The following is an 11,564-nucleotide window of genomic DNA, read 5'->3' on the forward strand; positions in this document are numbered from 1 at the left end:
GGCGCACCACCCTCAGACCTTGGCCGCGACGGAGGAGGACTCCGCCGGGGCCGGCGTCACCGGCTGCGCACCGCGGCCACGCCACGGGTTCAGCCGCTCGAACCACCGGGTCGGCGCGGCCAGCACGAACAGGGCGAGCACGACGTGCACCGCGATGAAGACATAGGCCTCCATCTTGGACGGGTAGTGACCGAGGAAGACCTTGATGTGCGAGGCCCAGGTCCAGGTCTCCGGGATCGTCGCCCACTCCGGGTCGGTGTGGTTGTTGACCGTCAGATAGGCCAGGTCCTCGGCGCCGGAGACCATGATGAGCAACATCGCCGCGGCGATCCGCCGGGTGTTGCCCGGCGTGCCACCGCCGAGCCGGTACGCCATGGTCAGCGACAGGATGATCAGCGGCGTCAGGACCAGGACGTGGTAGTACAGCGTCGGGTGGTCCTCGGCATAGAAGAAGATCTTCGGTACGAAGTACAGGAAGAACACCACGAACGACGCCGGGACGAGCACCCGGACCAGCTGGTACTTGCGGAAGAACGCCACGTCCAGCCGGGCCAGCGCCTCGGTGGCGAAGACGAACGGCAGCAGCTTGAACAGGAAGATGCCGAGTGACTTGACCTCCCGGTCATGGGGCATCACGAACCAGATGATCGCGGCGCACCCGGCGGCGAGGGCCGCCAGCACGAGGACGGCAGCGTTGCGACGCAGCGCGGAAGTCATTCAGTTCTCCTGTGTTTCGTCGTCCGGTTCGATCTCGAAGTGCAGCGTCGCCAGGGACGTGTCCAGCGCCTGCGAGAGCGCCTCGCGGGAGTCCGCGGCGAGAATCAGGTAGCCGAGCTTGTGTGCCGCCTGGGTGTACCGGTTGACCCGGCTGCCCGGCGCCTTGAACAGGCGCAGTTCGGTCACCTCGGTGAGCGCGCGGACCGTGCTCACCCCGGCGACCGAGACCAGCGTCCCGTCGGTCTCGGCGGTGAGGATGCGGAGCATGACGAACCGCGGCCGGGGGTGCGTGCCGAGATCCAGCGCCTCGCCGGCGGCCAGCCGGATCGCCGCCTCCACGGTGTTCACGCCGAAGGCGTGCGAGGCGAGCAGCGGCATGCCGTTGCCGCCGAGGCGGGCGCCCATCTCGATGAAGTGCACGTCGCCGGCGGGCGTGAGCACGAAGTCGAAGTTCACCGGCCCGCTGCGGTGCCCCAGCGCACTGAAGATCGCCGTGATCATGTCGAGCAGCCGGCCCTGGATGGAGCACCCGAGCGCGGCCGGCGTGACGTGCGAAACGCTGATCATGTGCGGCAGCGGGGTGATGATCCGCTCGGTCACCACCGTGAAGGCGGGCCGCCCGTCCTGCGCGAAGCACTCCAGCGAGTAGTGCCGGCCGTCGACGAGCTCCTCGATGAGCACCTCGCTCGCGAAGGAGTTCTTGCGCGCGGTGCCGATCGCGGCGCGCAGCTGCGCCGGCTCCGGCACGCAACTGAGCCCCTTGCTGCCCGAGGAGTCGGTCGGCTTGACCACCAGCGGGTAGGTCATCCCGGCGGCGGCCGCGATCAGCGCGTCCGGGTCGTCGCCCTTGAGCGAGCGGTACCGGGGGAAGCCGAGCTTCTCCACCACCGAGTGGAAGTAGTTCTTGTCCTCCGACGCGCGCACCGCGGCCGGCGAGGGCTGGAACGCGGTGCCGTAGTGCTTGCTCAGCGCGGCCACCGACGCCTGCGCGGCGTCGCTGGCCGGTGAGATCACCGCGGCCACGTCGATGTCACCGAGCCGCTTCGCGATCGCCTCCGGCTCACGCGTGGTCAGGCAGAGGAACTCGTCGGCGAGTTCCGCGCCGAGCGCGTCCGGCTTCTGGTCGATTCCGATGACCCGGTACCCGAGCCGGCGCCCTTCGAGGTACGCCGGGACCTGGTCCTCACTGCCACCGAGAATGATGAGATTACGTCTGGTCATGACATCGGCCTCCCCTGCGCCGTTCCGACCCAGGGCTGTTCGCTGCCGTACAGGTCGTCTGCCTGGTCGATCGGGATGTTGGTCTCGCGGATGTAGAAGCGCGGTAGTTCGCTGCGGACCCGCAGTGCCGGGATCATGTAGCGGCTCAGTACGCCCAGGCCCAGGAACGCGGCCGAGCCCAGCACGAGCGTGGCCACCGCGATCGCGGTCGGGCCGATCCAGCCCAGCGCCAGCAGGGCCAGCAGCACCGTGGAGGCGATCGCCGCGACCACCGCGGTGAGGTGGACCAGCGCCAGCGGGCGGATCGAGAACCCGATCCACAGGTCCATCGCGTGCGAGATCAGCCGGGCCGCGTTCCACTTCGCCACGCCGGCGACCCGGGCCTGGTGTTTCGTCGGCACCGCGATGTAGCGGGCGCCCACCAGCGGTGCGGTCGCGATGAAGTACGGCGAGCGCAGATTCGTCTCGACGATCCGGCGGGCCACCGACGTGCGCACCAGCCGGAACACCGAGGCGCGCAGCGGCAGCTTGATCCCCAGCAGCTTCTGCGCGACCAACTGGTGACCGATCGAGCCCATCCGGCGCAGCCACGGGTCCCGCCGGTTGAGCCGGATGCCGAAGACGATGTCGTAGCCCTCCAGCGCCTTGTCCAACAGCGTGTGGATCTCGGCGGGTGGCGACTGCAGGTCGGCGTCGAGCTGGACCGTCCATTTCGTGCGGGCGTACTTGAATCCCGCCGAGAATGCCGCTTCCAGACCGAAGTTCCGGGCGAACGAGATGAATTTGACCCGTTCGTCCCCGGCGGCGAAGGCCTTGATCTTCTCCAGTGTCGTATCGGTGCTGCCGTCGTCGACGAAGAGGATCTCGCATTCCGTGAAATGCTCGAGCTCTGCCGCGATTTCCCGATAGGCCCGCTCGATACACGCTTCTTCGTTGTAGCAGGGAATCAGCGCGGTGACCGCACAATCGGCACCGCGCCGTACGTTGTCGATCGGATTGGTGGCGACGGTCGATGTGCCGGTCGACATCTCCAGCCTTTCATTGCTGGGAATAGCGAGCGGGGCGGTGTCGTAGCCGCATGACGCGGCAACGACACCGACCCCGGCGGCTCAGTCGAACATCGCTTCCATGGTCTCGTGGCTCTGCGGGCGGCCGGCGGTCGCGGCGTTGCCCCAGCAGGTGTTGAGGATGATCCGGGTGCGGTCCGCGTTCAGCGGGATCGTGCGGTGCAGCGTGGTGTCCGACCGCAGGAAGTACAGCTCGCCGGTGGAGTGCGGCCAGGTCTTGATCACGTTGTTGATCAGGTACTCACTGACCTGCGGGTCTTCCTTGTTCCAGTCGGTGTGCGGCACGGTCTGGAGCATGCCGCCGAACTCGGTGGCCGGCGCCTCGATGATCCAGATGACGGTGAAGGGGAAGTCGCCCCAGTGCCAGCCGTGGGTGTCACCGACCCGCTCCTGGCGGATGATGATGTACTTCTCGCCCTCCCACGGGCAGTCCATGACCTCCTCGGCGGCGATCCGGGACAGGAAGCCCTTCAGTGCCGGCGACTCGTACACGGCGGGGATCAGCTTCGCGTCGGCGGCGATCGCGGCCTGGCTGACGGTGCTCATGAAGCGCGGCGTGTTGCCGGTCTCCTTGAGGTGGATGTCGATCCGCTTGGCGTGCAGGTCCAGGATGTCGTGCGTTTCCTTGGTGACCGCGGCGAAGATCTCCGGCGAGACCAGGCCGGACAGCTTTACGTAGCCCTCACGCCGAAAGTGCTGGGACAGCGCGCGAACCTTGTTGTCGTCGGCGAACTCCTCGGTGAGGTGCTTCGCGATAAGCTCTTCGACATTCGACGACGTAATCTCGACAGTCATCTGCATTCCCTCTCCGGCGCGTCACTGCGACGCTTCCGAGAAAGACGATGTCAGCTTTCGAGGGCCGTGACATGTCCCGTGTTCGGGGGGCAGAGCCGTCGGCGTTCTACTATCACGCACACGTCGCCGGCCCGGGCGATGACCCGACCCTGAGGCGGCGACCATGGCGACCGAGTTCGCGTTCGACGAACAGATCCTGGTTCTCGACGGCCGCGTGCTGGAGATCTTCCACAGCGGCACCGAGGAGAGCCTGCGCTATCACGTGGCGTTCCTGCGGATCAGCGCGACGCCGTCCGGCGGCGGTTACAAGGTGCGGCTGGGCCGGGCGTACGGCGCGGACGACATCACCGGTGGCCGGCGGTGGAAGATGACCGCGGAGCAGTTCGACGGCTTTCAGAGGTTCATCGCGGACGCCATCGCGGCGCGCGACCACCCCACCGCCGGGTAACCGGCCGGGGTGCTGACGGCCCGGCCGCCGTGCTGGTCACGGCAGCCGGGCACGGCTCACTTGGTGAAGGACAGGTACTGGTACCCGGTCCACGTCGTGGTGTTCAGGCTGTCGCCCGAGTCGCCCTTGACGTACGCCGTACGAATGCGCAGCTTGTAGCCCTTGAACCCGGCGCCGTTGAGGTAGAACGTCTCCGGGGTCGGGTAGTACCCGCCGATCAACGACTGCCACTTGCCCCGGCGCTTCTGGTCGGCGCCACTCGGGTCGGCCCAGATCGCCACGGCCCGGTTCTTGTAGCTGGCGCCGAGGCGCGCCGTGAACGTGACCGTCTTGCCGTACCCATAGATCTTGCCGTTGTTGGTCAGCGACAGCGACGCGGCGGCGCGGGAGACCGCGACCGATCTGGTCGCGGTGACCGCGGAGTGGTTGGCGTCCCCGGGGTAGGACACCCGGTAGGTCACCGTGCCACCTGCCGACCGCAGCCCGCCGCAGCATCCGCGCCCGGTCCACCAGATCGGTGATCCCGGGTGGGACAGCAAACGGCCGTGACCCGGCGTTTCCGCGGGTCACGGCCGTGCGCCTGTCGGCAGGATCAGCGGCGGTACGTCCGCTTGGTCGTCACCTTGAGGTTGCCCGCCTTGTCGTAGGCGCGCAGCTGCACGGTGAACGACTTGCCGTACTTCTTCGGGTTGAGCGTGAACGCGTACGCCGCCCGGGTGTCGGTGGCGACCACCTTGCCGTTGACCAGCAGTTGCACCTTGGCGATTCCGTTGCGGTCGCTCGCCGTGGCCTTGAGCGAGATGGTCTTCCGCAGCTTCGTCTTGTTCGCCGGAGCGCCCTTGAAGGCCACCGCGGGTGCGGTGTTGTCGACGATCACGGTTCGCGTGGCGCTGGCCGTGTTGCCCAGCTTGTCGACGGCCACCCAGGTGATCGTCTTGGCGCCGTCCTTGCCGGCCGTCACCCGCACCGACGTCGCGGAACCGCTCTTGCCCGCCAGGTGCGTGACCGCGACTCCGCGCGGGTCAGCGGCCTTGAGCGAGGTGACGTACGACGTACCCCGGATCAGCGCGCGGTTGCCCGGCGCGATGGCCATCGTGGGAGCGGACTTGTCGACGTGCACGAGGAACGACGTGGCCGACGTGTTGCCGGCCGCGTCCCAGACCCGCAGGCCAACGGTCGCGGTGGCCGCGGCGAACGTACGCACGTCCCAGGAGAACGTCTGGCCGCTCGACCGCACCACGCCGTTGACGGTCCACTCGGAACGGACGATCGCCGACGCGTCGTGGACCGTCGGCTTCAGGGTGCTGACACCGCCGACCCAGCCCGCGCCGGTGTCCAGCCGGTTCGTCGAGTACGCGCCGGCGAAGTCCACCCGCGCGATGACCGGCGGCTGGTCGTCCACGGCCGGCGCGGTCACGGTGTAGCCGGTCGCCAGGGTGGTGATGTTGCCGGCGATGTCACGGAGGACGAACGTCGGGGAGGCCGCGCCGGTGACCGCGTTCCAGGTGTAGGTCCACGGCTCACCCGACAGCTGGGTGTGGTTCTGCCCGTCGAGCGCGTCGATGCGCCAGACATCGCCGGCGACGCCGTTCAGGGCGATGGTGACCGGCCCGCTGGGCACCGACGATCCGGGCGCCGGCGAGAGGATCGCGCTGGGCAGGACGTTGTCGACGCGTACCCGGACCGACTTCTCGGTGTGGTTGCCGGCCGCGTCCGTGGCCCGCACGACGATCGTGGCGAGGGCGTTGTCGGCCAGGCTCGCCAGCGACACCTGGCAGCCGCCGGTCAGGGTGCAGGCCGCCTCGAGGGAACCGTTGACGGTCGCGCGCAGCTCGGTGACCCCGACGTTGTCGGCCGACGCCGGGTAGAAGACGAGGTCGGCGGGGACCTGCTGATCGGCGAGGAGGCCGATGCCCGCGATCACCGGCGGGATCTGGTCGGTGCTCCCCGTGGTGGGGTTCACCCGCAGCAGCGCCGTGTCGTTGGACCGGTCCCGATCGCCGGGGCGGGTGCACTGGCACGGCGGGTTGACCTGGACCGTGCCCTGGGCGTCGGCCACGACCTTGTCGACCTTCAGGGTGAACGTCCAGGTCGACGTCGTACCGGCGGTGAACAGGTACGGCGCCGGCACGCTACAGAGGTAGTGCGTGGCGTCGTCCTCACGTTCGCACTCCGGAGGAGCGCTCATGAACGACGTGCCGGCCGGCAGCACCACCTCGACCTCGGCGGGCGGCATGCCCGCGCGGCCCCCGTTGAGCGTGGCCGGGCCGTCGTTGCGCACACCCACCGTGGCCTGCACCAGGTCGCCGACCGCGCCGGAGACCTGGTCGCCGATCGCGACGAGGTCGGTGCCGTTCGTGCCGCTCACGGTGACCTCGACGACCGGAGCCACGTGGTCATCGTCCGCGGGCAGTGGGTCGCCCTCCGCCAGGGGAAGAGCGGCACCGGTGCCGGGGGTGCTCCGGTCGTAGGCCTTGAGTTCGTCGGCCGTCAGCCACTCGAACTCGCCGTAGATGCCGCCCGGCGCGTAGGTGTCCGACCGGACCTTGTACGGCAGGACGACCCGGTAGCTCTTGCCCGGCTCCAACGTCCGGGCGAAGGTGCAGAGCCTCGCCCGGCCGTCGCTGTAGTCGCAGTTGGAGAATTGGTCGGTGGGTTCGAAGCCCCAGTCGGTGTGCAGCAGAACGCCGGCATCCGTCAGCGGCGTGGTGCCGATGTTGGTGACCGACAGGGTGACGTCGAAGTCCGCGCCCACCGCCGCACTGATCAGCGGCGTCGCGCCGCCGACCAGGACAGGTCCGGTAGCCGCCACGGCCGGAGCCGCCAGCGCGGCCGAGGCCACGGCAGCGGCCGTTCCGGCCAGGGCCCAGCGAAAAAGAGAATGAGTCAACGGGTTCCTCACGCGCTCACGAGAGATCAAATGCGAGCATCGTACGAAACGTCGACGGCGCTCGCTGTCCCGTTGCGCGGGGGTTACTGGGTGACGGTGTCCGTACCCGCCCCGCCGACCAGCTTGTCCTTGCCGGAGCCGCCGACCAGGTTGTCGTTGCCGGCGTTGCCGTAGAGGGAGTCGTTGCCGTAGCCGCCGAGCAGGAAGTCGTTGCCCGCGCCGCCGTAGATGGTGTCGCCGCTGTCGGCGAGCTCACCGTCGAGGTCGCCGCCGATCAGGTCGTCGTTGCCGGCGTCGCCGTACAGCTTGTCCTGGCCCGGGCCGCCCTCGACGTGGTCGTTGCCGCGGCCGCCGCGGAGGGTGTCGTTGCCGTTCCCGCCCTGCACGTCGTCGACGCCGTCGCCGCCGGAGAGGGCGTCCTTGCCGGTGCCGCCGAAGACGGTGTCGTCGCCGGTGCCGCCGTTGGCGCTCAGCGGGATCGCGGAGTTGTTGTCGACGAAGTCGTTCTTGTCGCCGAGCGTGACGGTGAGCCCGGTCGCCTTCCTCGCGGTGGTGCACTTGACCTTGGTCTTGTCACCCTTGACCGCCTTGCAGCCCTTGCCGGCCTTGATGGCGACCTTGTCGTTCAGCGTGATCGTCCGGCCGGAGACCGTGATGACCAGGGAGTTGGCCTGGCCGGCTGCCGCGGTGAACCGGACCACGGTGCTGTTCTTCCCGACGACCTCAGCCTTGGCGGCCGAGGCGGCCTGCGCCGGCGAGGCGAAGAACACGGTCGTGGCGGCGGCCGCGATACCGATCGCGGCGAGCTTCTTACCGTTGACACTGAACATTTGTTCCCCGTCCCTAGCTGCTGATACGCAGATCCTATGAGGACATGAAGCCCGCTCGTCTCCCGTTTTCGTGTCACACCGCGGCGCCGGACTCGGCGTCGTTACGGCCCCGGCCCGTCCTCATCCGTTCGGCCGATCGGCAGTATTCGATCTTGCATTTACGATGCCGGAGACCGGTTCTCCTCCGATCGACACGGGGTCCTCATGCGAATCTCCCGGGCCGCGCTGGCGGCCACGGTTCTGGCCGGTGCCACCGCCGTCGGCTTGGGTGTCTCCGCCGGCCCGGCCGTCGCCGACTCGGACCAGATGCTGCCCATCGAGTCCTTCGGTGACATCGCTGTCGATGCCGTCCACCCCGCGCCGAATACCTGCGCGAGTCCTCCGGCGACAACGTGAACTACACCTCCGCCGGCGCCTGGAAATACTTCACCAAAACCAAGTGATCCGCTGACGGTGAGTGAAGGCACACCCCCACCTCCTGATCTTGGAGAATCGATGCACGCACCATCGCGGATCGCCCGGCGCCTCGGCGTCTCGGCGACCGCGGCCCTGTCCCTCGTCCTCGCCGGCGCCACACCGGCGCTGGCCGACGACACCGTCCCCCTCGACACCACTCCGCCCGTCATCTCCAGCACCGGGCTGGCCGACGGCCAGACCGTTCTGCGGCAGTCGGTACTGCACCCCGTGGTCACCGACGACGTCGCGGTCAGGTCCGTTCTCGTCCGGATTGGCAGCACCGGGGCCCGGTGCACGATCGACGCCACCCAGGGCGTCAGTTGCCCCCTCACCGTTCCGGTGGCGTTCAACGGCACCGACGTCAACGTGACGGTTCGCGCCTTCGACACGGCGGGCAATTACACCGACCGAGCCACTCCGGTGCACGTCGTCTCGGTGGCCCTGTCCGGCACGCTCACGCCGAAGGCGGGGACACCGATGCGCAGCGGGCCCATGACGGCCACGCTGAGCGACGTATCGCCGGAAACCAACAAGATCGAGATGATGGACGGGCTCAGCAGCACCGTCCTCACCACGGTCACGGCCGCGCCGTGGGCCTTCACCTGGGACGCGTCCGCCGCCGCGAGCCCGCCGTGCTTCCGGCTCAGCGAGACGGGCGGCAACACCACGACGTACTGCTCGAACTATGTCGTCTCCGACGAAGCGCCGGTCATCAAGTCGGTGTCGGCCTACCACGAATACGGCGGCACCGATCGCGGCGGCACGATTGCCTGGTCCAGCCAGCTCGACCTGGGCAAGGGCTGGATCGGCGCCGACGGCACGATCACGGTGGGCGCCACGGACAAGGCCGGCGTCGATCACACCGAGCTGTGGGTCGACGGCGTTCGCCGCAGCAGCATCACCGGACAGCCGAACTCCTTCGACTGGCACGACACCACCCGGGGAAAGACCTTCGCGAACCTCGAGGTTCGCGTGACGAACCGGGTCGGTCTCACCACCACAAAAGCGTTCCGGCTGAACATCGACAACGTCGGGCCGGCGCTGAAGATCGCCCCGCGATCCGGCACGCTGCTGCGCGGCAAGCAGGTCATCGTGACCAAGACCGCGATCGACCAGCACCGCGTCGTCCTGCCCGACTCGGCCGGCTTCAGCAGCCCGTGGCAGGCGTCCCCGCTCTCCTACGTGGAATACCTGACCCTGCACGGGGACGGCCCGATCCTGCTGAGCCTCGCCGTCTACGACGAGCTCGGCAACCCGGCCGCGGTCACCAACCGGGTGACCGTCGACAACACCAGAGCCAAGGTCGCGTTCGCCACGGCGCCGAAGAACAAGGCGAAGGTCAAGGGAACCGTCAAGGTGGCCGCGGCGGCGAGCGACAAGAACGGTGTCGCCCGGGTCCAGCTGCTGGTCAACGGCAAGGTCGTCGCCACCGACACCACTGCCGCCTACAAATTCACGATCAACACCAAGAAGTACGGCAAGACCCTCAAGGTCCGGCTGCGGGTGTACGACCGCGCCGGCAACGTCACCACCACGGCGGCCCGCACCTGGTACCGCCGCTGATCCAACCGTGAGCGGCCTGGCCCCCACCATCGGCGGGAGCCAGGCCGCTACGTGTTTCGACCGGCTGGGTCAGCGGGTCAGCTTCTGCTTCTTGACCTTGGCCTCCGACTGGTTGCCGTCCTTGTCAACGGCCGCGTAGAAGACGCACAACGTACCCTTCTTGAGGCCCTTGATCTTGACCTGCCAGGTGTTCTTCGCGGTCGGTCGCACCTCGATCGTCCGCGCCCGGTTCAGGGCCTGGTTGAGCGACTTCGCCTTGGTCCACTTCTTGCCGGTGTAGTAGTACCAGCTGCTGCCCCGCTGCTGGATGAAGGCGGTGCCCACGGCCGCGGTCCCCCGGCCCCGGTCACTGACCTTGCCCCGGACGGTGCGCCAGGACGACACGTACGTCGGCTTACTGGGCTTGGTCACCGAGACCTGCGGGGCGTAGTCGTCGTACGTGGTGTAGATGCTGCCGATCTCCCGGCCGTAGGCCTCGCCGGCCGCGTTGGTCAGCAGGACGGTCACGTACCAGCTCGTCGAGCCGCTGTAGTAGTGCTTGACCTGTGTGGTCGTCCGGCTGACCGTGGTGTCCTTGCCGTCGCCCCACCACACCCGGACCTTGGTCACCCCGCTGGGGATGCCGGTCAGGGTGACGATCGCGGGGTCGCCGGCGTACACCGTCTTCTTGACGATCTTGTACGTGCCGGGCATCTTCGTCACGGTGACGGTGGCCGTCCCGACGAAGACCCCGGACGACGAGTTGCCCGCCTGGTCGGTGACCCGGACGGTCACGGTGTAGGCCCCGGGGTTGTAGAACCGGTGCTTCTCCGGCTTCTCGTCGCCGTCGAGGTAGGTGAAGCCCCCGTCCCCCCAGTCGATGTACTGGCGGATGTCGGCCTGCGCCGAAACGTCGTCGGAGACCTCGAGCGGGGTCAGGGCGGCACTCTGACCGTCCCAGAGCTTGGTGAAGTCGAGCTGGTAGCGCCCGACCGGCGCGGTGACGTCCGCATCGTCGGCCATCGCGGGCGTGCCGGCGGTCAGCCCCGCGACCGCACCCAGGACCACAGTGATCAGCGCGGACAGCACGCGGTGGTGCAGAAGTCGCATGGTTCTCCCGGAAGCATCACGAAAGGAATGCCGGGCGAATCCAACGGCCACGGCGGCACGACAATACCGAGGCCGATCAATGCAACTCAACAGGTCACGGAGAGTCCTCCCGCAGCGTGCTCTCCGTCCCGCCGTGGACCCCGATGGTGCGCTCGCGATACACCTCAGCGCCGGGGTCGGTCGGCGTGCCGAAGTAGCTGAAGATCACCGCGCGCATGGCCCGCACACGGACGCGCCGGAGACCCCCGTGGTGCGAGGGCCTCCGGCGAGACGGTTCCGTGCGGTGGATCAGGATCCGCGAAGGATCAGGTTGCCGTTGTCCGCGGCGCCGCTCTGCGAGCCGCTTGTTTCGCTGGCGCGTTTGCGGCGCCGCATTTCCTGCGGCTTTATCCCGCCGGCGTTTCGTTCAAACCCAAACCACGCAGGATGTTATCGCGGTTCGCATTTCCGCGCAGCGCGGTCAAGGAATTCAAGCGGCCCAGCAAAGT

General features: G+C 68.3%; 12 protein-coding genes. 3 read left to right on the top strand and 9 right to left on the bottom strand.

The features are described from left to right. Positions 1-12: 12 nt before the first annotated feature. The 4 genes from Apa02nite_RS42045 to Apa02nite_RS42060 all read right to left on the bottom strand — a co-directional run bounded on the left by Apa02nite_RS42045 (position 13) and on the right by Apa02nite_RS42060 (position 3,800). Positions 13-717 (bottom strand): hypothetical protein, encoded by a 705-nt coding sequence (locus tag Apa02nite_RS42045; protein ID WP_203830063.1) that lies wholly within the window; start codon positions 715-717, stop codon positions 13-15. Continuing rightward, positions 718-1,938 carry an ATP-grasp domain-containing protein gene (locus Apa02nite_RS42050; RefSeq protein WP_203830064.1) on the bottom strand — a complete coding sequence of 407 codons (1,221 nt, stop codon included), beginning with the start codon at positions 1,936-1,938 and terminating at the stop codon, positions 718-720. Next, positions 1,935-2,966: a glycosyltransferase family 2 protein gene (locus tag Apa02nite_RS42055; protein WP_203830065.1), complete on the bottom strand. Its 1,032-nt coding sequence runs from the start codon at positions 2,964-2,966 to the stop codon at positions 1,935-1,937. The genes Apa02nite_RS42050 and Apa02nite_RS42055 overlap by 4 nt, the downstream gene beginning before the upstream one ends. Before the next feature lie 81 nt (positions 2,967-3,047). After that, positions 3,048-3,800: a HalD/BesD family halogenase gene (locus Apa02nite_RS42060; RefSeq protein WP_067690966.1), complete on the bottom strand. Its 753-nt coding sequence runs from the start codon at positions 3,798-3,800 to the stop codon at positions 3,048-3,050. Positions 3,801-3,963: 163 nt separating this feature from the next. On the opposite strand from Apa02nite_RS42060, the gene Apa02nite_RS42065 reads away from it, so the two are divergent. After that, a complete protein-coding gene (locus Apa02nite_RS42065; protein WP_203830066.1) occupies positions 3,964-4,248 on the top strand; it encodes a hypothetical protein in 285 nt (94 codons plus the stop codon). A 56-nt stretch (positions 4,249-4,304) separates the two neighbouring features. Here the strand turns inward: Apa02nite_RS42065 and Apa02nite_RS42070 are convergent, their stop codons facing one another. The 3 genes from Apa02nite_RS42070 to Apa02nite_RS42080 form a co-directional block, all read right to left on the bottom strand. Further along, positions 4,305-4,709, bottom strand: coding sequence for a hypothetical protein (locus tag Apa02nite_RS42070; RefSeq protein ID WP_203830067.1), 405 nt, complete (start codon positions 4,707-4,709; stop codon positions 4,305-4,307). A 131-nt stretch (positions 4,710-4,840) separates the two neighbouring features. Further along, a complete protein-coding gene (locus tag Apa02nite_RS42075; protein ID WP_203830068.1) occupies positions 4,841-7,138 on the bottom strand; it encodes an Ig-like domain-containing protein in 2,298 nt (765 codons plus the stop codon). 83 nt (positions 7,139-7,221) lie between these two features. Continuing rightward, the gene (locus tag Apa02nite_RS42080) at positions 7,222-7,968 is read right to left on the bottom strand and encodes a calcium-binding protein (protein WP_203830069.1); all 747 of its coding nucleotides are present in this window, start codon (positions 7,966-7,968) and stop codon (positions 7,222-7,224) included. A 204-nt stretch (positions 7,969-8,172) separates the two neighbouring features. Between Apa02nite_RS42080 and Apa02nite_RS42085 the strand changes: the two genes are divergently transcribed. Beyond that, a complete protein-coding gene (locus tag Apa02nite_RS42085; protein WP_203830070.1) occupies positions 8,173-8,364 on the top strand; it encodes a hypothetical protein in 192 nt (63 codons plus the stop codon). 99 nt (positions 8,365-8,463) lie between these two features. Continuing rightward, positions 8,464-9,987: an Ig-like domain-containing protein gene (locus tag Apa02nite_RS42090; protein ID WP_203830071.1), complete on the top strand. Its 1,524-nt coding sequence runs from the start codon at positions 8,464-8,466 to the stop codon at positions 9,985-9,987. Positions 9,988-10,056: 69 nt separating this feature from the next. On the opposite strand, the gene Apa02nite_RS42095 is transcribed toward Apa02nite_RS42090, so the two are convergent. Continuing rightward, on the bottom strand, positions 10,057-11,076 hold the full coding sequence (locus Apa02nite_RS42095; RefSeq protein ID WP_203830072.1) for a PKD domain-containing protein: 1,020 nt from the start codon (positions 11,074-11,076) through the stop codon (positions 10,057-10,059). A gap of 94 nt (positions 11,077-11,170) precedes the next feature. Further along, positions 11,171-11,293 (bottom strand): hypothetical protein, encoded by a 123-nt coding sequence (locus Apa02nite_RS52115; protein WP_275412888.1) that lies wholly within the window; start codon positions 11,291-11,293, stop codon positions 11,171-11,173. Positions 11,294-11,564 lie beyond the last annotated feature (271 nt).

It is taken from the genome of Actinoplanes palleronii, from assembly GCF_016862315.1.
GTDB lineage: Bacteria > Actinomycetota > Actinomycetes > Mycobacteriales > Micromonosporaceae > Actinoplanes > Actinoplanes palleronii.

Coding starts and splice junctions, on each gene's coding strand:
- Apa02nite_RS52115 (WP_275412888.1), bottom strand. CDS start 11,293: ATGCGCGCGGTGATCTTCAGCTACTTCGGCACGCCGACCGACCCCGGC.
- Apa02nite_RS42050 (WP_203830064.1), bottom strand. CDS start 1,938: ATGACCAGACGTAATCTCATCATTCTCGGTGGCAGTGAGGACCAGGTC.
- Apa02nite_RS42080 (WP_203830069.1), bottom strand. CDS start 7,968: ATGTTCAGTGTCAACGGTAAGAAGCTCGCCGCGATCGGTATCGCGGCC.
- Apa02nite_RS42095 (WP_203830072.1), bottom strand. CDS start 11,076: ATGCGACTTCTGCACCACCGCGTGCTGTCCGCGCTGATCACTGTGGTC.
- Apa02nite_RS42055 (WP_203830065.1), bottom strand. CDS start 2,966: ATGTCGACCGGCACATCGACCGTCGCCACCAATCCGATCGACAACGTA.
- Apa02nite_RS42085 (WP_203830070.1), top strand. CDS start 8,173: ATGCGAATCTCCCGGGCCGCGCTGGCGGCCACGGTTCTGGCCGGTGCC.
- Apa02nite_RS42060 (WP_067690966.1), bottom strand. CDS start 3,800: ATGACTGTCGAGATTACGTCGTCGAATGTCGAAGAGCTTATCGCGAAG.
- Apa02nite_RS42045 (WP_203830063.1), bottom strand. CDS start 717: ATGACTTCCGCGCTGCGTCGCAACGCTGCCGTCCTCGTGCTGGCGGCC.
- Apa02nite_RS42065 (WP_203830066.1), top strand. CDS start 3,964: ATGGCGACCGAGTTCGCGTTCGACGAACAGATCCTGGTTCTCGACGGC.
- Apa02nite_RS42090 (WP_203830071.1), top strand. CDS start 8,464: ATGCACGCACCATCGCGGATCGCCCGGCGCCTCGGCGTCTCGGCGACC.